Here is a 19,897-nt window from a genome sequence, read left to right as displayed (position 1 = left end):
GGCCCCCGATCAGGCGATTCCCCAGCGGTAGCCTGATCGCGTGCCCGGATTGCAACCCCACGAGCTGAGGACCTACCTGGCGCTGGTCGAATCGGTCAACCTGCTCCAGCACGCCGTCGAGCAGCAGCTCCGCACCGACGGCGACCTCAGCGACATCCAGTTCCAGCTGCTGATGCGCCTCCTGGCCGCGAATGGCCGGCTCACCATGACCGAGCTGGCCGACGGCGTCGTCTACAGCCGGAGCGGCCTCACCTATCAGGCCGCCCAGATGGAAAAGGCCGGCCTGATCACCCGAGCCCCCCACCCCGACGACGAGCGCGCCACCCTGGTCACCATCACCGACGCCGGCCGGTCCCGCATCGACCGCGTGTTCCCCGGCCACGTCGAGGTGGTCCGACGCCTCCTGTTCGACCAGCTGACCGACGCCGACGTCACCAATCTGGGTCAAGCCCTTTCCCGCGTACGCGACCACATGCGCACCGAGCCCCCACGGTCAGCCGCCCCCCGCAAAAAGCCCCCACGCCGACCATGACCCCTTTCCCGTACGTCTGGACGTGGCGCCACCGAACGCTGACGTACCCCGGAGTCCAGACCCGGGTCCCCTGGTTCGGAGACGGCGTCGACCGTTCCGGCCAGCCCTGCCGAATCCTGATCCGAGGCACCCGAAACAGCGCCCTGCTCGAATTCGAAAACGGCTACCGAGTAATCACAAGCCGAGCCGGCCTGCGCCGCCGATAGGCACTTACGCATGGCCGAACGGCGGCGCCTGGTAGCCGTAGTAGCTACAGGTCGCCACGCGCTTCGCCTCGTCCACCCGGAAAATGCAGGTGACCATGTCGGCTCCGTTGTAGCTGCCCGGAATGACAGCGAATCGCCACCCCGGCATGTTGCTCATTCGCTGACCCACCAGCGCATCATCCAGCAGGTCCAGAAGCCACGTGTTGATGATGATGAGTAGATCCGGCGGCGGCTTCTCCAGCGCGGCCCAGTCGTCCAGGCACGTGTCGAACTTGAGCAGCGTCCAGGGTGCCGGCCTGTCAGCCACCGCCCGCTCGTTTCCTCGCCGCATCGATACGCGCCTGGATTCCTTCGCGGGTCAAAGGAGCTCCGGGGGCCGAATCGGCCGGTTGCACGGCAATTCTCTCGGCGAGCTTCTCGATCTGCTCACGACTCAGACGCGGCTCATCGGGCTCCAGCGCGGCCGCAGCCCGGGTGAACCAGTCGGTCAGCCAGACCCATTCGATCCGCGGATCCTCCGGCCGGGCAGCAGCAAGCTTCCACGGGTCGCCGGCGCGAACCAGAGTGCGCAGGTCGCCGGCACTGAGCTTGCCGTAACGGGACACGACATAGCCGACGGAGTTCACCTGCTCCCCCACCAACTCGTCCGACTCGTCACTGGCAAACGTTTCGACAACGGCACCGCCGGCCACCGCGAACAAGGGCTCGGCGTACAACGGCTCGCCGAGATCGCTCAGATGGTGGCCCTGGCAGAAATACAGCAGGCTGTTGAGCCGACTCGCGCCGAGTCCGGCAACTCGATCGTGCAGTGCGGCGGCGACGGTGCGAGCGCTGGCGGTCATCGGCGCAACATAACGCCGGGGCTGCCGTGTGGCTTTCCCTCGGACGGTCATTGCGGGGTTCGCAGTATCGGTCGGCATGATCTCGCCCTCGTCGTGACTTGTGACGATCTCATTACCGAAGGTAGTGGTGTCGCCGAGCCGACTCTGTCCTCGATCCGACATCAATAGCGAATCATCGATCGATTGCCTCGGTTGGTCAGCGCAGCCGGGCGGCCCGGGATTCCAAGTAGCGGCGTTCCGGCAGGCTCAGGGTCAGGCGGGCCGCCTGCAAGTATTCGTCTCGGGCGGCGACCACATCGCCGGCGCGTTCGAGCAAGTGGGCCCGGACGGCGGCCAACCGGTGGTGGTTGGCCAGGGCCGGGTCGGTGGCGGCTTCCGCCAGGGCTCGTAGCCCGACCAGCGGGCCGTCTACCTCGGACAGCGCCACGATTCGGTTCAGGGTGACCATCGGGCCGGGGGCCAGGGTGTTGAGCAGGCGGTAGAGGGACAAGATCTGCGGCCAGTCGGTGTCGGCGGCGGTTGTGGCCTCGTCGTGGACGGCGGCGATGGCCGCCTGCAGTTGGAACGGGCCTATTGCGGTGTCGCGCAGGGCAGCGGTGATGATTTCGACGCCCTCGGCGATCGCCGCGCGGTTCCAGCGGGTGCGGTCCTGGTCGGCCAGCGGCACCAAGGCTCCGTCGGGGCGGGTGCGGGCGGGGCGGCGGGCGTCGGTCAGCAGCATCAGGGCCAGCAGGCCGGCCGTCTCGCCGTCGTCCGGCCGGGCCGCGTGCAGCTGGCGGGTCAGGCGGATCGCCTCGGTGCTCAATTCGACGCGGTGCAGCGACGTGCCTGAGCTGGCCGTGTAGCCCTCGTTGAAGATCAGGTACAGGACCTGCCGTACGCCGGTCAGCCGGTTCGAAAGCTCGTCGGCGGCCGGCATCACGAAGCGGGCCCCGGCGTCGCGGATCTTCTTCTTCGCGCGGCTGATCCGCTGGCCCACCGTGCTTTCCGGCACGAGCAGGGCGCGGGCTATCTCGGCTGTGGTCAGGCCGCCCACGGCCCGCAGCGTCAGCGCCACCTGGGAGACCGGGGTCAGGGCCGGATGGCAGCAGAGCAGCAGCAAGGTGAGTTCGTCGTCGCCGCGCACCTCCGGAGCGGGGTCCGGCGGCAGCGTCTCGCGGCGGCGGCGGGCCTCCTCGTTGCGCAGCAGCTCGATGCGGCGCCGCGACGCCACCCGGATCAGCCACGCCCGCGGGTTGTCGGGCAGGCCTTCGACCGGCCACTGTCCGGCCGCGGCCAGCAGCGCCTCCTGCACCGCGTCCTCGCTCATGTCGAAGTCGCCGTAGCGGCGCACCACCGCGCCCAGCACCTGCGGCGCGGCGGTCCGCAAGACGTCCTCGAAAGAGGTCAGAACTCCCACCCGCTCATGTCCAGCACCGGCCGCACCTCGACCCCGATGGTGGCCGCGTCGGGCACCTTGGCCGCCCACTCGTACGCGTCCTTCTCGCTGGCCACGTCGATCAGATAGAAGCCGGCAAGGTGTTCCTTGACTTCCGCAAAGGGGCCATCAGAGGCAAGCGGGCCGTCCGAGGCGAGCGGGCCGTCCGACACAACCGGGTCGCCGTCGCGGATCGTGACGAACCGGGCCAGCGACGGATCGGCCAGCCCTTCGGAGGCGACCAGCACCCCGGCCGACCCCATCTCGTCGGACAGTTTGAGGTGGCCCACCCCGAAGGCGGTCCGCTCGTCGTCGGTCATCTTGTCCCAGATCGCGAGGCTGCGCTCGTTCGACTGGATGAGGATCAGATATTTCACGGCGTCATCTCCTTTGCTCACCAGGATGTCGAAACCACGGCCCCGGCTTCGACGTCCCGGGCGAAAGTTGATGAAACCAATAAGGAGTCCAGCAATGCAGGAGATCCGAGAGCTCATCGAGCAGCGGGCCGCACGGCTGAGCGAGGGCGACGTGAAGGCGTTCCTGGCCTTTTCGGCGTCCGAGGTGGTCACGTTCGACCTGGCGCCGCCATTGGGCAAGCGCGTCGACGGCAACGACCCGGCCCCGGTCGAGCAGTGGCTGGCCACCTTCGAGGCGCCGCCGCGCCGCCAGGTCACCCAGCTCGAGATCACCGCCGACGGCGACGTCGCGTTCGCCACCAGCTACGACTCGATGAGCGGACGCCCCAAGGGCACGACCGACGACTTCACTCTCTGGTATCGGGTGACGCTCGGTCTGCGCCGCATCGACGGGCGCTGGCTCGTCGTCCACGAGCACGAGTCGGTGCCGTTCCGGATGGACGGATCGTTCGCGGCCGCCATCGACCTGAAGCCGTAGCGGGAGCCGTCAGGCCCGGCGGGCGATCGCGTACAGGTCACTGGCCGGGCCGATCAGCTGGTCGGCGGCCCGCCACACGGCCCGCAACCGGCGCTGCAACGGCACCGCGGTCGGCACCGCCATCAGAGTGCCGGCCGCGAGTTCGGCGGTGACCGCCAGCGAGCTGAGCACGGCCGCGCTGGATCCGGCGGCCACCGCATGCTTGATCGCCGTGGTCGACGACAGTTCGAGCAGCGGGGCCGCCGCCGTGAGGTCGCCGAGCGCCTGGTCGAACGCGCGCCGCGTGCCCGAACCGGCCTCGCGCGACACCAGCGGGGTGGCGGCCAGTTCGGCCGCCGTGACCGCCCGGCGCCGTTTGGCCCACGGGTGGCCCGGCGCGACCACGACGGTGAGCCGGTCGGTCGCCACCACCTCGTCGTGCAGGCCGGACGGCAGGTCGGGGCCTTCGACGAAACCCAGCTCGACCTGGCCGGCGAGCACCGCGGCGGCGACGTCGGCCGAGTTCGCGGCCTGCAGCGTGACGGCCAGCCCGGGGTGGGCGGCGCGCAGGGCGACCAGCCAGGCGGGCAGCAGATATTCGGCGACGGTCTGGCTGGCGGCGACCGTGAGGCGGCTTTCGTGCGTGGCGCGCAGCGCGGCCAGTCCGGCGGCGAGCGCGTCGGCCGCGTCGATCGCGGTCCGGGCCCAGTCGGCGACCAGCGCGCCGGTCGCGGTCAGCGTGGAGCCGCGCGGCGTCCGGTGCAGCAGGGTCAGCCCGGCCCGCCGCTCGAGTTCGCGCAGGCGGGCGCTGGCGGCCGGCTGCGAGATGCGGTGGTCGGCGGCGGCGCGGCCCACGCTGCCCAGCCGGGCCACGCTGAGCAGCAGGTCGAACCCGGTCAGGTCGGCGGTGAGCGGCGGCAGAGGCATAACAAGAGGTTATGACCTCAGGCGAGATCGACCCCTACTGGCCTGGCTTTTCGGGGCGCAGGGTGGAGGCATGTTCGGACCCAACTGGTTCGCCTCCGTCATGGGCACCGGGATCGTCGCCACCGCGGCCGCCACCCTGCCCGTGCACGTGCCGGGCCTGCACGCCTTCGCCACCGTGATGTGGCTCCTGGCCGCCCTGCTGCTCGTCGCCGTCGTCACGGCCGTCGCCCGGCGCGGGGTCAGCCACCTCGACGACCCGGTGCTCATGCAGTTCTGGGGCGCGCCGCCGATGGCGCTGATGACCGTGGGCGCGGGCACGCTGCTGCTCGGCCCCGGCTCGTTCGCCGTCGCGGCCGACCTCGTGCTGTGGAGCGCCGGAACTCTGCTCGGCCTGATCGTGGCGGTCGCCGTCCCGTACCGGATGATGACCCGGCCCGGTCTGGCCGCCGCGGACGATGCGGCGTTCGGTGGCTGGCTGATGCCCGTGGTGTCGCCGATGGTGTCCGCGGCGACCGGCGCGCTGCTCGTGCCGCACGTGTCCTTCGGTCGTGATCTGCTGGTGGCCTGCTACGCCTTCGCCGGGATCAGCCTGTTCGCCGCGGTGATCGTGATCTCGCAGATCTGGGCCCGTCTGGTGCGCCACCAGGTCGGCGCCGCGCGAATGGTGCCGACCCTGTGGATCGTGCTGGGGCCGCTCGGTCAGTCGGTCACCGCGTTCCACCTGCTGGGTCGCGCCTCCGAGGGGGTGCTGCCCGACCCGTACGCCTCCGGCGCGCAGATGCTGGCCGTGCTGTTCGGCGTGCCCACGCTGGGCTTCGCCCTCTTCTGGGCCGCTCTCGCCGCGGCGATCACAGTCCGCACCGTACGGGCCGGTCTGCCCTTTTCCTTGACGTGGTGGAGCTTCACGTTTCCCATCGGCACGGTCGTGACCGCGACCGGCGGCATGGCTGCCCGCACCGGCTCGGCGCTGCTGACCGTGCTGGCCGTGGCGTTCTTCGTCGTTCTGGTGACCGCTTGGACGGTCGTCGCCACCCGCACGGCCCGCAGCGACCTCTGGCGCCCGGCGCCCCGCCCGATCCCGGTCCCGATCGAGGTCTAAACGAGCCCGCGCAGCAGGGTGACGCAGTCGGGGGCGGTCACCGTCGGGTGATAGGCGAGCGTGACGGGCCAGTCCCGACCGGCCGAGACCCAGCCCGTACGCAGTCCGGCCCCGATCCCCCCGCCGATGTCGTATTCGGCGTGGTCGCCGATCATCCAGCCGCCGTCGGCCAGGGTCCGGCCCACCGCGGCGGCCGCCAGTTCGAAGATGCGCCGGTCGGGTTTGCGCACGCCGGCGCCCTCGGAGACGATCCACCCGGCCACCAGACGGTCCAGTCCGGTGCGGCGCAGCTTGGCCTCCTGCTGGGCGACCGTGCCATTCGTGACGACGACCGGCGCGAACCCGGCCGACGCGGCCCCGGTCAGCGCGGCCGCCACCAGCGGGTCCGGCGCGAGCTGGTCGACCATGCCCGCACGCAGGTCGATCAGCACGTCGGCGGCGTCCAGGTGGTAGCGCGACGCGATCACTCCGGCCAGTTCCTCCCGCCGCCGGTAGCCGTCCCGATCCTCCGCGACCAGCCACGCCACCTCGGATTCGCCGAAGCGGGCATGTGCCCAGGCCTTGAAGGCGGCAGCGCGGTCGATAAGAGTGTTGTCCAGATCGAGCAGCAACAACATTCATCGATCTTGTCAGAGCACTCGCGGGTCAAGGAGGACGGCGTGCTGACTTTCACGAACGCGGCCGAGCAGGCTGCTTGGACCATGGCGGAGGCCCTCAGCGAGAAGGCGTTCGTTGCCATGAAGCACGCCGAGGAGGCTCAGGAGGTGTTCCGCAAGGGGCGGATGGCGATGCGCCGGCAGTTCAAGGCGCGCGGGCTTTCCGAGATCGATGCGAGCATCCGCTGGAAGAGCACGTCGCAGGCGCAGGCGGCGCTGGCCGACCACGAGTTCTATATGCAGGAGGCCTCGATGTACAACGAGGCCGCGACGGCGCAATACGCGAAGGCGCTCTATCTCAAAGCGCGTTAGGCGGCGCGGTGGCGCAGGGTCGCCACGGTCGACCCGGCCAGCGCGAGCAGGCAGTCGGGCAGTTGCCCATCGGCGATCGCGGCGCCGAACAGCGCCTCGGCGGTCGGGATGTCGCCGTTGGCGTACGCGCTGATGAAGCGGGCGACCCAGCGCTTGTCGTACCGCGCGTCGTCGATGCCGGGGAAGTCGAGCGTCCACGCCCCGCCCGACGGCACCCGGCCGACCATGGTGGCGGCGAGGCACCAGGCGACGTCGTAGGCCCCGACGATGCCCGAGCGGTCGACCACCGAGTCGAACGTGCCGACCACAGCATCACTGTCGCCGCTCAGCGCACTCTGAAGCACGAGTGCCGCGTCGTCGATAGCGTGCTGTGGTACCTCGGTCACGTGAAAGAAGGTACGTGGGGTGGTCAAGGTTCGCGCGGCGGGAGGCGAAAACTAAGCCCCGCGCAGTAAACAGGTGATGCGGGCCGTGCAGACCCGCTCGCCGCTGTCGTCGGTGATGACAATCTCGTACGTGGCCATGGTGCGGCCGCGGTGCACCGGAGTGGCGACGCCGGTGACCACGCCGGAACGCGCGGCCTTGTGATGCGTGGCGTTGATGTCGACGCCCACCGCGAACGGCCGGTCGACACTCTGACCGTGCATGACCGCGCCCACCGAGCCCAGTGTCTCGGCCAGCACGCAGGAGGCGCCGCCGTGGAGAAGCCCGTACGGCTGGGTGTTGCCCTCGACCGGCATGGTGCCCACGACCCGCTCGGCCGAGGCCTCGGTGAGCTTGATGCCCATGCGCTCGCCCAGCGATCCGCCGCCCCCGGTGGTGAACAGGTCTTGCACGCTGTCGGCCGCTATGTCCATTCGATGAACGTTACCGGCGACGCTGGGCTCGCGGTCCTGTGACTTGGGCCCTACTCTTCCCTGCGACCGTGTTCGCAATGCAGGGAGGCCGCATGACCGAGCCGCAGGAGACCGTCGAGACGCGTGGGAACGAGCGTGTCGATCTCATCGCGCAGGACGCCAACGGGGACGGCAAGACCGACGTCTGGGTGTCCGACACCGATGGGGACGGCAAGCCCGACCTGTTCCAGTTCGACACCGACGGCGACGGCAAGGTCGACATCACGATGGTCGATCTGGACGAGGACGGGACTCCCGACATGATCGTCGACGGCGATGGTGGTCACCCGCCGGTGGTCTGACCTCAGGCCCCGCCGAGGGCGCTGAGCGCGACCCAGAGCACGGCGATCGCCACGGCTGTGGTGGCGATCGTCGAGGCCCGGTGCCGCCACGAGACCGGGCCCGCGACGGCTTCGGGATGCCCGAGCCGTTTCAGCACCGCGCGCTGTTCCCGGACGGCGGCCCGGGCCGATGCGATCGAACCGGCGTCGGCCCGGCTGAGTTCCACCGCCAGCCGGGCCTGGGCACGCTGCAACCGGCGTACGGCGGCGGAAGCCTCTCGACCGGCTCGAGCCTCCGCGAGCCGGCGGGCCGCCGCCCGCCGTGAACCGGAACCGAGCACGGTCAACTCGCCCGCGGTGATCAGCTCGGGGTCGGTCAGGCCGGCCAGCCGCTCGACGTAGTAATCGGCCTCCCGGTCCTGAAAGTGGCGGACCAGCAGCAGGATCAGCAACAACGGCGGCAAACCCTTGATCAGCAGTACGCCGAGGAGCGCGAGCGCGCCGTTGCCCAGCCCGTCCACGAACAGCGGCGAATTCCACAGCACGTGCGAGGCCCAGGCCCCGAGCACGGCCAGCGCCGCCACCGCGAGCCGGTGCGGACGGCTCCGCCCGCTGCCGACCACCAGATAGCCGATGCCCGCCCCGGCCAGCGCGCCGAAGAGCGTGTGGCTCCAGATGCCGGCCAGAAACCCGCGCAGCAAAAACGTCGCGATCACCGGCTGCACCTGGTCGCCCTGTCCGGCCAACGCGACCGCGCCGACGGCGAAGACGATGTCCTCGGCGATCTGGAACCCGAGGCCGACCATCGCGCCGTAGACCACCCCGTCGAGCACGCTGTTGACCTGCGATCGGGCAACCAGCACGATCGCCACCACGCCGAGGGTCTTGGCGATCTCCTCGACCGTGGGCCCGGCGAAGGCGACGCCCCAGTCGGCCGCCAGGTGCGGCGAGCCCAGCTTGGCCATCAGGTTCTCCAGCGCGACGCCGCCGGGGATCGAGACTGTGGTGGCGACCAGGGCGCCCCAGGCGAACGCGAGCACCAGCAGTTCGGCCGGTTCCCGTTCGAGAAAGTCGAGCTCCGAGACGAACAGCCAGAACGGCACGGCGAGCAGCGAGAACAGCAGGATCGAGGTGGTGGTGGCCTTCGGATAGGCCGCGAAGAAATGCCCGGTCATCCCGGCCATCCGCCAGCCACCCGCGGCCAGCAGCGTGAGGACCACCCAGAAGGCCGGCACCCGTACGAGGGCGGAGACGCGCGGGCTCCGGGCCGGGCGCACCACCGAGGCCGTCACCGCCGCTCACCCGCCTGCCGGAGCGTACGGGTGCTGGCTTCTATCTGCGGCAGCCTGCGACCGAGGTCGAGATCGTTGCCACTGATCGTCACCTCGATGGTGTGACCGTCGGCGACGAAGACCGCGTACCGCCCGCCCCGCCCGGGAGCGGTGTAGCCGCCCTGCAATCCGGCCAGCCCCTCGGCCGTGCTCACCTGCAGTTGAGCCCCGGTGACCTGATAGCCGGTCGTGTCGATGATGCGCTTGCGTAGTCGCTCGGCCGCGGCGCCGAGGTCACCGTCGAAGGGACGCACGACGATCGCGTACTTGACCGGGCCCAGCCGGAACAGCACGGTTGCCTCGCTGTCGCCGGGCCGCGTGCCGGTCACGTCGAGGGTGGCGCCGGGCGGGGGCACGACCGTCACCCCGGCTCCGATCGGATAGGGCACGTTGCTGCCGATCGCGCGCTCGGAGGGCAGCGACCGGTCGATCGCCGGCAGCCCGAAGGCCAGTCCGGCCAGGGTGGCGGCGAGACCCAGCGCGCCGAGGAGGTTCGTCAGTTGACGCCGGGTGATCCTCGCCATGCTTCCACGCTAACGGCGGGTACGCCGAGTCGTGACGTTCGGCCACTGTGGAGTGCTGATCAACCAGCAGTTCTACCGATTTGTCGGTTCTATCGCGAGATAGTCGGGGGGAACGGCCGAGGTCAGCCACACCCCGTTCGCGCTGCGGTGGAACACGTGCCCGCCCTCGGCCATCTCGGCCGCGGACACTCGCAGCACTCCCACGTCGGCCGACCGGCGGCGACCCACGACCAGCGCGGTCGGCACGTCCGGGGAGAGGTGCACGTGGTGACGACTGCCCGGTCGCAGGCCCTCGCGCAGGATCGCTTCGAGGTTGGCCGCGGGCGTGCCGTGGAAGAGCACGGCCGGAGGCTCGGCGGGCGGCAGGTCCAGGTCGACCTCGACGCGCCGGGAGTGCCCCTGGCTGGCCCGGATCCAGTCGGCGCCGTCGTCGCGGCGGGCGATCGCGAAGCGCGACTTGTCGTTGTGCTCGACGATCGCGTCCAGCTCGGCCCGGGTCAGACCGAGTGCGGCGAGCAGGTCGGCCACCGGCACCCAGCCGTTCGCGTCGAGGGTCAGCCCGGCCGACTCTGGACGATGCCGCAGCACCAGGGAGATGCGGCGGCTCGTCCGCACCTGGTCGCGACCGAGCCCGGTCACTCCGCCAGCTCCATGACCGCGAGGTAGTAGGGATGGTCCTCGGTATCGACCGCTTTCAGGCGCCAGCGCGTGCCCTCGAGCAGCGACTTCAGTTCGCCGGCCGAGCAGTTCAGGTAGTCGAACCACTCGGTGGCCAGGAGCCGGTAGCGCAGCCGCAGACGCAGCTGGCCACCGAGCCGACCGCGCTCCCGGTTGAGCCGGTGATAGCCGGCGTGCACGGGATCGGTGGTGCCGTACGGGTCGGTGCCCTGCGCGATGATGCGGGCGCGCGGATTGGCCAGGCGGGCCAGCGCCTCCAGGAAGACCGGCGCCCGTTCGGGGCCCTCGAGCAGCCCGAGGTTGTTGCCGAGCAGCAGGAAGGTGTCGTACCGGGCGCTGGCCCCGGCGTACGCGTCGACGGTGGTGATCACGGTGTCGCGCAGGCCGCGCTTCCGGGCCACCTCGATCGCCCCGTGCGACGTGTCGAGGCCGGTCACCGCCATGCCCCGGCGCTGCAGCTCGATCGCGGTGCGACCGGCGCCGACGCCGATGTCGAGCACGTGACCCCGGCACAGCCGCAGCGCGCGGTGGTCGTGCGGCTGCCAGTCGCCGGGCTCGTCCAGGTAGTGGTCGACCGGCGCCCCGTTGATCAGGCCGTCGTCGCGCTCGATCACCTCGATGACCGGGCGCGGCACCCGTCCACCGGCCAGTGGCCGCGGTCCCACCCCGGTGCGGACGGCGTACGCGTCCCGGATCATCTCGCCGAACACGTCGCCTATCGGTGGCTCTTGCATGGTCACTACCCTTGGCGCATGACCGCTCTGGGGCAACTCGGTTCCGAGAAGTACGTCCTGCTGACGACATTTCGTAAGGACGGGCGGGCGGTTCCGACACCCGTCTGGGTGCTACCGGCCGGTGAGGGCGTGGCGATCTGGACGGAGTCCAAGTCGTACAAGGTGAAGCGGGTCGGCAACAATCCGCGGGTCACCGTGGCCGCCTGCGACTTCCGCGGCAACGTGCGCGGCGAGACGGTCGAGGGCCGGGCCCGCGTCGTCGGCGACGATGAGCGCGATCACTACGCCGGGGTGCTCGGCCGGAAGTACCGGATCGCCGGTCTGGCCGGGATGCTCCGCTACAAGCTGCTGGGCGGGCGCGATCGGATCACCGTAATTGCCGTCGATCCCGCATAAATCGCCCATCGATAGAGACGAAGAAGGGGCGATCGTCTTCCCCGACGCTCGCCCCTAGCAACGATTTTTCGCCTCGACGTGAGTCCAGGTCCGTCAGTCGCCCTGACGCTGCGTGGGAATCTGCCCCTGCAGCAGGGCGCGAACCTCCGACTCCCGGTAACGACGGTGGCCGCCCAGAGTGCGGATCGCACTCAGCTTGCCGGCCTTCGCCCACCGAGTGACGGTCTTCGGGTCGACACGGAACATCGACGCCACCTCGGCCGGCGTTAGTAGCGGCTCAGGATCGTGCGTACGCGATGCCATCGGTCACTCCTCCACAGGTACCTATAGACAACGGCCGGGGTCCCGCCGGCCGGTGCGTCTCTCATGGTCCGGCTAGTCCCCGATGTCCGACATGGGCCGAACGGACGAAGGTCCCCAGATAGACGGATGAAGCATGCCCGATTTTTGCGTGTTTTCTACGCCAGATAGTGTCTCGTTTAGTCCGATTATCACGCTTCGGTGAGCGGCGATCACGAAGAGTATTCGCCTCGGGAGCGTTCCCACGGGTGGCGAAAACTGCCCTTCTGTCCGCATCTCCGCAGCTCAGCCGCGACTCAGTTGCACCGCTCCAGCAACTGAACGGCCCGCCAGCGATCGACCAGCTTCTCGTACGCCGCGGACGCGTCGTCGGCGTCGCCGCGGGAGAGTGCCGAAAGTCCGGCCGCCACCAGTCCGGGTGAATCGTCACCAGCGAGAACGTCATCCGGCAGGAGGTTGACGAGGCCGCCGTAGTCGAGTTCCACGATCGAGCGCGGATGGAACTCCTCGAGCCAGCGGGTGCCTTCCTCGACCGCCTCGGTGATCGGGGCGTCGCCCAGCGACTTGCGCAGCACGGCGACGGCGCGGTGCGCACGCCGGCGGGCCTTGGAGATCTCGGTGCGGTAACGCAACGTGCGCTGGCCGGAGGCGAGGTTGATCTCGCGTTCCTCCAGATCGACGAACACGAACCAGCGCAACGGCACGCCCCACGTGGCGATCTGCTCGTGCACCCGGGGCACGCCGTGCTCGAGCACCTTGGCCCCGCTGCGCCAGTCCTCCACGATGGCCTTGGCCTGGCCGGCCAGCACCGGCGGCACGAACGCGTCGGCCAGCACGCTGGGCACGCCGTCGCGCGCGTTGAGGGCGGCCTCGGCCACGCGCAGGCGCAGGTTCCACGGGCAGACCAGCAGCGAATCACCCCACTGCAGCACGTACGCCTCGTCGGGCAGGTCGGGCAGCCGGGTCCAGCCGGCGCCGAGCGCCTCGAGCACGGCCGAGCGCTGCCGGACCGGCCCCTCGACGGGACCCAGGGCACGGCCCTCGCGAGCGTACTTGCGCCAGAAAACCTGACGGTCGCGGTCGAAGGCGGTCAGTGGTTCGTAAACCCTCAGGTACGACGCGAACAGTGACGGCACGGCGCGATCCTTTCACGAAATCGGCCGGGTGGAACTTCCCGCGCGGACGTAATCCCGCCGCCGGACGCCCGACTAGGCTCGCAAATGTCCGGCACACCCCCGCCGGCACTCGCCGCCCCACGAGGGCCTCGACAAGGATCAGGAGAACAGCCATGGGCGTGTTCGACACCGACGGCACCGACGCCAGCGGTCACGAACAGGTCGTCTTCTGCCAGGACAGGCAGACCGGCCTCAAGGCGATCATCGGGATCTACTCCACGGCCCTCGGGCCCGCACTCGGCGGCACCCGTTTCTATCCGTACGAGAGTGAGGACGCGGCCCTGGCCGACGTGCTCAAGCTCTCCCGCGGCATGGCCTACAAGAACGCCCTGGCCGGTCTTGACCTGGGCGGCGGCAAGGCCGTCATCTGGGGCGACCCGGCCCGCGCCAAGTCCGAGGGGCTGCTGCGGGCGTACGGGCGCTTCGTCGAGTCGTTGCACGGGCGCTACTACACCGCGTGCGACGTCGGCACCTATGTCCCCGACATGGATCTGATCGCCCGTGAGACCAGCTACGTCACCGGTCGCAGCCTCGAGCACGGCGGCGCCGGCGACTCCTCGATCCTCACCGCATGGGGCGTCTTCCAGGGCATGCGCGCCGCCGCCGAACACACGTGGGGCCGTCCCACGCTGGCCGGCCGTACGGTGGGCATCGCCGGTCTGGGCAAGGTCGGGAAGTATCTCGCCGGTCACCTGATCGAGGACGGCGCCACCGTGATCGCCACCGACGTCAACGAGGCCGCCCTGAACTGGGCCCGCACCACCCATCCCCAGATCGAGCTCGTGGCCGACACCCGGGCGCTGATCACCTCTGATCTCGACGTCTATGCCCCGTGCGCCCTGGGCGGCGCGCTGGACGACGACACCGTGCCGCTGCTGCGGGCCAAGGTCGTCACCGGCGGCGCGAACAACCAGCTGGCCCACCCTGGCATCGAGAAGACGCTGGCCGAGCGGGGCATCCTCTATACGCCCGACTATCTGGTCAACGCGGGCGGCGTGATCCAGGTGGCCGACGAGATCGAGGGCTTCAACTTCGAGCGGGCAAAGCTGCGCGCGACCGGCATCTTCGACACGACCCGCCGGATCCTGCAGACGGCCGACAGCGAAGGGGTCGCACCGGCCGTCGCCGCCGACCGTCTCGCCGAGCAGCGCATGGCCGAGGTCGGCCGGCTGCGCTCCATCTATCTCAGCTGAACGGACGGCATCCGGGACCCGAACGGTGGGCCCCGGGACCGGAAAAGAGAGCGGTTTAGTGCCTGCCGTGCGTTCCGGAACGGAAAACCGCGACGCGCGGCAGTGTCACACGCAACCCGAGGTGCCGAAGACGGCATCGTCCATGTACCGTAAGACCCACGAGAGATGCCTGACGTCATCGGGGCCCGCCTTCGGGCTGCCCCGAATTCTGTGCGAGGGGGTCGAGCCATGGGGCGCGGCCGTGCTAAGGCCAAGCAGACGAAGGTGGCCCGGGAGTTGAAGTACCACTCCCCGAACACCGACCTCACCGCCTTGCAGCGCGAACTGGCGGGTGCCGGTCAGTCCGACCGTCATTTCGACGACGATAAAGATGAGTTCGTCGACGATGACGAGGACGACGCTGACGACGACCAGGATTCCTGGTCGCCTACAAGGCGCTGACCCGTATCGCATAGAGCACGCGGCTCTCCGCGTGCTCGCATGTGTGTCGTGGTCACAACCCTGCGGTTCAATGGAAGCCCACGCGGGCTGACGCTCGCGTGGGCTTCGATTCTGGAGCCAACCTACGTGGACTCGTGACTCGCCGGCTGCCGGCCTCTTCCGGGCCTGCGGAGCCAAGTCGAGCCCTTCATCTGGGTCGGTTGTTCCAGTTGTAGAACGTAGGGATGTTCTCGAAGTGGTTCCAGGCGCACACCGCCGAGCCTTCTTCCGCCGTGCTCTCCGCGCGTGCCCGCCGTGCGTCCTCCGCCTCCTCGATGAGCGCGGCCAACCCGGCCCGGGTGTCGTGCACCCGCGCCGTCACCGGATCTGACCCCAGGTCGTCAGACGGCCGAGGGCTCGTAATCTCGGGCATGGTCCAGCACTCCCTCCAGTAGGCGAATCTTGCTGTTCCGGCAGTGGTCGGTCTCGGTGGTATCGAACCGGCCCTGCTCGAAGTAGCGGTTGGCCGCGTGGGCGCCACCGCAGAAACCGAAGTACGGACAGGTGGCACGGCACGACTCCACGCCGCGCAGGAACTCGGCTATCCACGGCGTGGACGCGGCACCGGCCAGGATCTCGCCCAGCGGCGTGGTCAGAACGTTGCCACTGGTGAAGTCGCCGTAGCGCGGATCGGAGAAGCCGGCCAGCTCGGGCGAGAGCAGCACGACCGAGCCGTCGTGGGCGATCGTGGGAATCGGGTCGAGCCGCCGGGGCAGCAGCGCGTCGGCCGTGCCGTCGAGCACCGCGGCCACGTAGCGCAGCGACCACTCGACCTCGCGCAGGTGGATGCGGGGGTCGGCCCGCCAGGCGGTGACCAGCTCGGCCCAGAACGCCGTCACGTCGGCCGCGGCGTGACCGTTGGCGCGGGTGTTCACACCCTCCTGCTCTTCGACGTTGATGCCGAGGACGTCGCAGCCCAGCCCGAGGAAGTAGTCGTAGAGCTCGCTGGCGGCTCCGGGACGCGGATCACCGACCACGCACAGCGCCGAGAACGGGATGTCGTGCCGGCGAAGAGCCTCGATTCCGCGCACGATCCGGTCGTACGCCGGACGGCCGCCCCGGGTCACCCGCTCGCCGTTGCGCGCCTCGGGGCCGTCCACGCTCACGCTGACGCGTACGTCGTGGTCGCGGAAGAACTCGCACCAGGCGTCGTCGATCAGCGTGGCGTTGGTCTGCACGTGGTGCTCGACGCCCGGGCCGAACGGCTCCAGCAGGGCGCCCAGATGCTCCCGGCCGGCCGCCAAAGGCTCACCACCGTGCCAGACGACCGAGAAGCGGCCCTCGTGGGCCCAGCCCTCGACCGAGGCGGCCACGGCCCGGGCCACCTCGACGGGCATGCGCTTGTCCATGGCGCGGAACGGCAGATAACAGTAGGCGCAGTCGAGATTGCAGAGCGTGGTCGGCTGCATCACGACGTAGGTGGGAACGGACGCGATGCCGTGCATCCCACTCCAGGCGTGCGCCACTGCCGTACCCCCGTCGTCGACCGGAAAGCGTGAAGAACTCACGTCAGAGGCTAGGCTCTGCGGTCCAGCCGAGTAAACGAATGATCCGCATGTGCCATATATCGACACATGCGGATCAATAGCGAAGCAAGGCCTCAGCCCCGGGTGTATTGCCCCATCATCTGCACCTCACCGGTGCCGTCGATGACCTCGCCGACCTGCCACGCCTCGACGCCGCGGCCGGTGAGATAGGCCATCGCACGGTCGGCGTCGTCGGAAGAGACGATCGCGAACATGCCCACGCCCATGTTGAACGTGGCCTCCATCTCGTTGTCCTCGATCCGGCCCTTGGCCTGGATGAGGTCGAAGATGGGCTGCGGGCGCCAGGTCGAGCGGTCGACCACCGCGTCGGCGTTCCCGGGCAGGACACGATTGAGGTTGCCGGGGATGCCGCCGCCGGTCACGTGCGAGAAGGCCCGGACGTCGGTCTCCTCGATCAGGCCCAGGCAGTCCTTGGCGTAGATCTTGGTGGGGGTGAGCAGTTCCTCGCCCAGCGTGCGCTGGCTGCCGAAGTCGTCGACCACCGAGTCGAGGCGCATCCGGCCGGCGCCGAGCAGCACGTGGCGCACGAGCGAGTAGCCGTTGGAGTGCAGACCCGAGGAACGCATCGCGATCACCGCGTCGCCCACCTCGACCCGCTCGCGGCCGAGGATCTCGCTCTCTTCCACCACGCCGACGCCGGTCGCGGAGACGTCGTACTCGTCGGGACGCAGCACGCCCGGGTGCTCGGCCGTCTCGCCGCCCAGCAGCGCGCAGCCCGCGTAACGGCAACCGTCCGCGATGCCGGCGCCGATCTCGGCCACCTTGTCCGGCACGACCTCGCCGCAGGCGATGTAGTCGAGCAGGAACAGCGGCTCGGCGCCACAGGCCACCAGGTCGTCGACGACCATGGCAACCAGGTCGATGCCGATCGTGTCGTGGATGTCGAGCTGCTGGGCGATCACCAGCTTGGTGCCGACACCGTCGGTCGACGAGGCCAGGATCGGGCTCTTGTACTTCGCGGTGTTGAGCTTGAACAGGCCGGAGAACCCGCCCAGGTCACCCATGACCTCGGGGCGGGTGGTCTTCTTGACCTTCGACTTGAGCAGCTCGACCGCGCGGTCGCCGGCCTCGATCGAGACGCCCGCGTCCGCGTACGTCGCCGTGCGCTTGCGCATCCCGCGGCCGCCACCGGCCGTCCAGGGCCGGCGGTCGCCGCCCTCAGCGCCGTTGGACCCGGCACTGTTGCGCTCGGACACGTGCGTCACGGTTCTCCCCTTAAAGCTGCTTCGTTCGTCAAAGTCACGCGCCACCCTGGCCGGCCAGCTCGCGCACGTCGTACTCCGTCTCGAGCCCGGCCACGGCCGCGGTGGCCGCCTCGTCGTCGGCCGACGGCATCGAAGCCCGCTTGCCGACACCCTCGAGCAGGTGCTTGCCGATCAGGTTGCCGGCCGGCAGCTCGATCGGGTACTGCCCATCGAAGCACGCCATGCAGAGCCGGGACTTCGGCTGCTCGGTCGCCTGCACCAGACCGTCCAGGGAAACATAACCCAGGCTGTCGGCTCCGATCGAGCGGCGGATGCCATCGATCTCGAGTCCGTTGGCCACGAGCTCGGCCCGGGTGGCGAAGTCGATGCCGTAGAAACAAGGCCACTTCACCGGCGGCGACGAGATCCGCACATGCACCTCGAGCGCGCCGGCCTCACGCAGCATGCGCACCAGGGCGCGCTGCGTGTTGCCGCGGACGATCGAGTCGTCCACCACGACCAGGCGCTTGCCCCGCACGACCTCGCGCAGCGGGTTGAGCTTGAGCCGGATGCCGAGCTGACGGATCGTCTGCGACGGCTGGATGAAGGTGCGGCCCACGTACGCGTTCTTGGTCAGACCGGCGCTGTACGGGATGCCGGAGGCCTCGGCGTAGCCGATCGCGGCCGGGGTGCCGGACTCGGGCACCGGGATGACCAGGTCGGCCTCGACCGGGTGCTCCTTGGCGAGCCGGCGGCCGATCTCGACACGGGCCGAATACACGTTGCGGCCGGCGATCGTCGTGTCGGGGCGGGCCAGGTAGACGTACTCGAAGAGGCAGCCCTTGGGCTCGGGCGCGGCGAACCGGGTGGACCGCAGGCCGTGCTCGTCAACGGCGAGCATCTCGCCCGGCTCGACCTCACGCACGAAGCTGGCGCCGACGATGTCGAGAGCGGCGGTCTCGCTGGCGACCACCCAGCCCCGCTCCATGCGGCCGAGGACCAGCGGGCGTACGCCCTGGGCGTCGCGGGCGGCGTAGAGGGTGTTCTCGTCCATGAAGACGAAGCTGAACGCGCCGCGCAGCCCGGGCAGCACCTCGAGCGCGGCGGCCTCGACCGAGAGGTCGGGACGGCTGGCCAGCAGCGTGGTGACCAGGGCGGTGTCCGAGGTGGCGACGTCGGCTTCCAGGCCCCGCTCGGCGACCTCACGGGCCAGCTCGGCCGTGTTGACGAGGTTGCCGTTGTGCGCCAGGGCGATCGTCGTGCCCGCCGTGGTGGCCCGGATCGTCGGCTGGGCGTTCTCCCAGTTCGAGCCGCCGGTGGTGGAGTAACGCGTGTGACCGATCGCGAGGTGGCCCCGCAGACTGGCCAGGGTGGGCTCGTCGAAGACCTGCGACACGAGGCCGAGATCCTTGTAGACCACCACGCCCGAGCCGTCACTCACCGCAATCCCCGCGGCCTCCTGGCCACGGTGCTGCAGAGCGAAAAGCCCGAAGTACGTGAGTTTGGCGACCTCTTCCTCGGGGGCCCAGACGCCGAAGACGCCGCAGGCATCCTGGGGGCCGCGCTCCTGGGGATCGAGATCGTCGGTCAACCGGCCGTCGCCTCGGGGCACCTGTTGCTCCCTCATGCTGATCTGCTCGACTGAGCTGCTTTGCTGGACCAAGCCGCTGCTCGATCAAGCTGCTGTGCTCGACTGAGCTGCTGGAAAACGTGCTGGACCGCTCCGACCGCCCAGTGTACGCGAGCCACGGGGCTCCGGCTCGGGCTCAGCGACGGGGTTTCCTGCCTTACCGGCCCGGGACTTCTCCGCTGAGCGGAAGGTATTCGGTCAGGTCGGTGCGAATGCCGCTCGCGCGCAGGCGTCCGTCACTCAGCGCATCGGCCCAGCTCACACGCTGCGTGGCGACGAGCACCCAGGTGACCGGATCGGTCTCGACCACATTGGGCGGTGTGCCGCGGGTGTGTCTGGGACCAGGAACACACTGGATCGCACCGAAAGGCGGAATCCGGACCTCCACCGATCGGCCGGGCGCCTTCCGGGACAACTCGGTCAGCAGCGCTCGCACCGCGTCACGCAGCACTGATCTCTCGGGTTCGACGCCTCGGTCCAGCGCGTCCAACGCCTGGATCACGGACTCGGATTTATTGTGCGCAGGGGACACGTCGGGACGATACGACTCGCTTCAGCGAGATTGGTACGCGGCCCTGGGTCGCGCGATGGACGTGTGACAAGGCATAGTGGCCGACGGTGTTTTAGTCGCGGGATGTAACCGGCACTGAAGAAGCGGTCGGGCAACCGTGCGACCGGAAGGCG

27 protein-coding genes are annotated in these 19,897 nt (G+C 69.7%); 8 read left to right on the top strand and 19 right to left on the bottom strand.

What is annotated here, in order from left to right; genetic code table 11:
* Window positions 1–40: 40 nt before the first annotated feature.
* Window positions 41–532, top strand: a complete 492-nt coding sequence (locus ACZ3I4_RS28265; protein WP_465385033.1) for a MarR family winged helix-turn-helix transcriptional regulator — start codon at window positions 41–43, stop codon at window positions 530–532.
* Window positions 533–742: 210 nt separating this feature from the next.
* On the opposite strand, the gene ACZ3I4_RS28260 is transcribed toward ACZ3I4_RS28265, so the two are convergent.
* The 4 genes from ACZ3I4_RS28260 to ACZ3I4_RS28245 all read right to left on the bottom strand — a co-directional run bounded on the left by ACZ3I4_RS28260 (window position 743) and on the right by ACZ3I4_RS28245 (window position 3,374).
* Complete coding sequence (locus ACZ3I4_RS28260) at window positions 743–1,045, bottom strand: hypothetical protein (protein ID WP_465385032.1); 303 nt, start codon at window positions 1,043–1,045, stop codon at window positions 743–745.
* Window positions 1,038–1,580, bottom strand: a complete 543-nt coding sequence (locus ACZ3I4_RS28255; RefSeq protein WP_465385031.1) for a Panacea domain-containing protein — start codon at window positions 1,578–1,580, stop codon at window positions 1,038–1,040. The genes ACZ3I4_RS28260 and ACZ3I4_RS28255 overlap by 8 nt, the downstream gene beginning before the upstream one ends.
* Window positions 1,581–1,776: 196 nt before the next feature.
* Window positions 1,777–2,979 carry an RNA polymerase sigma factor gene (locus tag ACZ3I4_RS28250; RefSeq protein ID WP_465385030.1) on the bottom strand — a complete coding sequence of 401 codons (1,203 nt, stop codon included), beginning with the start codon at window positions 2,977–2,979 and terminating at the stop codon, window positions 1,777–1,779.
* Entirely contained in the window at window positions 2,967–3,374 is a 408-nt protein-coding gene (locus ACZ3I4_RS28245) for a YciI family protein (RefSeq protein ID WP_465385029.1), read from the bottom strand. The genes ACZ3I4_RS28250 and ACZ3I4_RS28245 overlap by 13 nt, the downstream gene beginning before the upstream one ends.
* 94 nt (window positions 3,375–3,468) lie before the next feature.
* Here ACZ3I4_RS28245 and ACZ3I4_RS28240 point away from each other — a divergent pair, with 94 nt between their 5' ends.
* Window positions 3,469–3,891, top strand: a complete 423-nt coding sequence (locus ACZ3I4_RS28240; RefSeq protein ID WP_465385028.1) for a YybH family protein — start codon at window positions 3,469–3,471, stop codon at window positions 3,889–3,891.
* Between the two features lie 9 nt (window positions 3,892–3,900).
* On the opposite strand, the gene ACZ3I4_RS28235 is transcribed toward ACZ3I4_RS28240, so the two are convergent.
* Entirely contained in the window at window positions 3,901–4,797 is an 897-nt protein-coding gene (locus ACZ3I4_RS28235; protein ID WP_465385027.1) for a LysR family transcriptional regulator, read from the bottom strand.
* A gap of 70 nt (window positions 4,798–4,867) precedes the next feature.
* Here ACZ3I4_RS28235 and ACZ3I4_RS28230 point away from each other — a divergent pair, with 70 nt between their 5' ends.
* Window positions 4,868–5,896 carry a TDT family transporter gene (locus ACZ3I4_RS28230; protein WP_465385026.1) on the top strand — a complete coding sequence of 343 codons (1,029 nt, stop codon included), beginning with the start codon at window positions 4,868–4,870 and terminating at the stop codon, window positions 5,894–5,896.
* Here ACZ3I4_RS28230 and ACZ3I4_RS28225 read toward each other — a convergent pair.
* Window positions 5,893–6,513 (bottom strand): HAD family hydrolase, encoded by a 621-nt coding sequence (locus ACZ3I4_RS28225; RefSeq protein ID WP_465385025.1) that lies wholly within the window; start codon window positions 6,511–6,513, stop codon window positions 5,893–5,895. The two genes, ACZ3I4_RS28230 and ACZ3I4_RS28225, sit on opposite strands and share 4 nt — an antisense overlap.
* A 42-nt stretch (window positions 6,514–6,555) precedes the next feature.
* Here ACZ3I4_RS28225 and ACZ3I4_RS28220 point away from each other — a divergent pair, with 42 nt between their 5' ends.
* Window positions 6,556–6,864, top strand: coding sequence for a hypothetical protein (locus tag ACZ3I4_RS28220; protein ID WP_465385024.1), 309 nt, complete (start codon window positions 6,556–6,558; stop codon window positions 6,862–6,864).
* On the opposite strand, the gene ACZ3I4_RS28215 is transcribed toward ACZ3I4_RS28220, so the two are convergent.
* Complete coding sequence (locus ACZ3I4_RS28215) at window positions 6,861–7,250, bottom strand: hypothetical protein (protein ID WP_465385023.1); 390 nt, start codon at window positions 7,248–7,250, stop codon at window positions 6,861–6,863. The two genes, ACZ3I4_RS28220 and ACZ3I4_RS28215, sit on opposite strands and share 4 nt — an antisense overlap.
* Window positions 7,251–7,301: 51 nt before the next feature.
* Complete coding sequence (locus ACZ3I4_RS28210) at window positions 7,302–7,721, bottom strand: PaaI family thioesterase (RefSeq protein WP_465385022.1); 420 nt, start codon at window positions 7,719–7,721, stop codon at window positions 7,302–7,304.
* A gap of 92 nt (window positions 7,722–7,813) precedes the next feature.
* Here ACZ3I4_RS28210 and ACZ3I4_RS28205 point away from each other — a divergent pair, with 92 nt between their 5' ends.
* A complete protein-coding gene (locus tag ACZ3I4_RS28205; protein ID WP_465385021.1) occupies window positions 7,814–8,062 on the top strand; it encodes a hypothetical protein in 249 nt (82 codons plus the stop codon).
* Window positions 8,063–8,064: 2 nt separating this feature from the next.
* Here the strand turns inward: ACZ3I4_RS28205 and ACZ3I4_RS28200 are convergent, their stop codons facing one another.
* The 4 genes from ACZ3I4_RS28200 to ACZ3I4_RS28185 form a co-directional block, all read right to left on the bottom strand.
* The gene (locus tag ACZ3I4_RS28200) at window positions 8,065–9,333 is read right to left on the bottom strand and encodes a PrsW family intramembrane metalloprotease (RefSeq protein ID WP_465385020.1); all 1,269 of its coding nucleotides are present in this window, start codon (window positions 9,331–9,333) and stop codon (window positions 8,065–8,067) included.
* Window positions 9,330–9,896, bottom strand: a complete 567-nt coding sequence (locus ACZ3I4_RS28195) for a hypothetical protein (RefSeq protein WP_465385019.1) — start codon at window positions 9,894–9,896, stop codon at window positions 9,330–9,332. The genes ACZ3I4_RS28200 and ACZ3I4_RS28195 overlap by 4 nt, the downstream gene beginning before the upstream one ends.
* A gap of 72 nt (window positions 9,897–9,968) precedes the next feature.
* Window positions 9,969–10,535 (bottom strand): RNA 2'-phosphotransferase, encoded by a 567-nt coding sequence (locus ACZ3I4_RS28190; RefSeq protein ID WP_465385018.1) that lies wholly within the window; start codon window positions 10,533–10,535, stop codon window positions 9,969–9,971.
* The gene (locus ACZ3I4_RS28185) at window positions 10,532–11,308 is read right to left on the bottom strand and encodes a class I SAM-dependent methyltransferase (RefSeq protein ID WP_465385017.1); all 777 of its coding nucleotides are present in this window, start codon (window positions 11,306–11,308) and stop codon (window positions 10,532–10,534) included. Before ACZ3I4_RS28185 ends, ACZ3I4_RS28190 begins: the two co-directional genes overlap by 4 nt.
* Before the next feature lie 18 nt (window positions 11,309–11,326).
* Between ACZ3I4_RS28185 and ACZ3I4_RS28180 the strand changes: the two genes are divergently transcribed.
* Window positions 11,327–11,704: a PPOX class F420-dependent oxidoreductase gene (locus ACZ3I4_RS28180; protein WP_465385016.1), complete on the top strand. Its 378-nt coding sequence runs from the start codon at window positions 11,327–11,329 to the stop codon at window positions 11,702–11,704.
* A 93-nt stretch (window positions 11,705–11,797) separates the two neighbouring features.
* On the opposite strand, the gene ACZ3I4_RS28175 is transcribed toward ACZ3I4_RS28180, so the two are convergent.
* Together ACZ3I4_RS28175 and ACZ3I4_RS28170 are read right to left on the bottom strand one after the other, a co-directional pair.
* Window positions 11,798–12,007: a BldC family transcriptional regulator gene (locus tag ACZ3I4_RS28175; protein WP_014687221.1), complete on the bottom strand. Its 210-nt coding sequence runs from the start codon at window positions 12,005–12,007 to the stop codon at window positions 11,798–11,800.
* 293 nt (window positions 12,008–12,300) lie between these two features.
* On the bottom strand, window positions 12,301–13,140 hold the full coding sequence (locus ACZ3I4_RS28170; protein ID WP_465385015.1) for a DUF8083 family protein: 840 nt from the start codon (window positions 13,138–13,140) through the stop codon (window positions 12,301–12,303).
* 152 nt (window positions 13,141–13,292) lie between these two features.
* On the opposite strand from ACZ3I4_RS28170, the gene ACZ3I4_RS28165 reads away from it, so the two are divergent.
* Both ACZ3I4_RS28165 and ACZ3I4_RS28160 read left to right on the top strand, forming a co-directional pair.
* Window positions 13,293–14,372: a Glu/Leu/Phe/Val family dehydrogenase gene (locus tag ACZ3I4_RS28165; RefSeq protein WP_465385014.1), complete on the top strand. Its 1,080-nt coding sequence runs from the start codon at window positions 13,293–13,295 to the stop codon at window positions 14,370–14,372.
* Between the two features lie 228 nt (window positions 14,373–14,600).
* A complete protein-coding gene (locus ACZ3I4_RS28160; RefSeq protein ID WP_250032080.1) occupies window positions 14,601–14,813 on the top strand; it encodes a DUF3073 domain-containing protein in 213 nt (70 codons plus the stop codon).
* A gap of 187 nt (window positions 14,814–15,000) precedes the next feature.
* On the opposite strand, the gene amcA is transcribed toward ACZ3I4_RS28160, so the two are convergent.
* From amcA to ACZ3I4_RS28135, 5 genes are all read right to left on the bottom strand, one after another.
* On the bottom strand, window positions 15,001–15,225 hold the full coding sequence (gene amcA, locus ACZ3I4_RS28155; RefSeq protein ID WP_465385013.1) for a multiple cyclophane-containing RiPP AmcA: 225 nt from the start codon (window positions 15,223–15,225) through the stop codon (window positions 15,001–15,003).
* Complete coding sequence (amcB, locus tag ACZ3I4_RS28150; protein WP_465385071.1) at window positions 15,194–16,297, bottom strand: cyclophane-forming radical SAM peptide maturase AmcB; 1,104 nt, start codon at window positions 16,295–16,297, stop codon at window positions 15,194–15,196. The genes amcA and amcB overlap by 32 nt, the downstream gene beginning before the upstream one ends.
* 155 nt (window positions 16,298–16,452) lie before the next feature.
* Window positions 16,453–17,604 carry a phosphoribosylformylglycinamidine cyclo-ligase gene (purM, locus tag ACZ3I4_RS28145; RefSeq protein ID WP_465385012.1) on the bottom strand — a complete coding sequence of 384 codons (1,152 nt, stop codon included), beginning with the start codon at window positions 17,602–17,604 and terminating at the stop codon, window positions 16,453–16,455.
* 34 nt (window positions 17,605–17,638) lie between these two features.
* The gene (purF, locus tag ACZ3I4_RS28140; RefSeq protein ID WP_465385070.1) at window positions 17,639–19,195 is read right to left on the bottom strand and encodes an amidophosphoribosyltransferase; all 1,557 of its coding nucleotides are present in this window, start codon (window positions 19,193–19,195) and stop codon (window positions 17,639–17,641) included.
* Window positions 19,196–19,370: 175 nt separating this feature from the next.
* Window positions 19,371–19,745 (bottom strand): sterol carrier family protein, encoded by a 375-nt coding sequence (locus ACZ3I4_RS28135; RefSeq protein WP_465385011.1) that lies wholly within the window; start codon window positions 19,743–19,745, stop codon window positions 19,371–19,373.
* Window positions 19,746–19,897 lie beyond the last annotated feature (152 nt).

This window comes from Actinoplanes sp. NPDC021490 (assembly GCF_055562135.1).
Note: the sequence above shows the minus strand (reverse complement) of the source record. Positions and strands in the feature narration are given on the sequence as shown.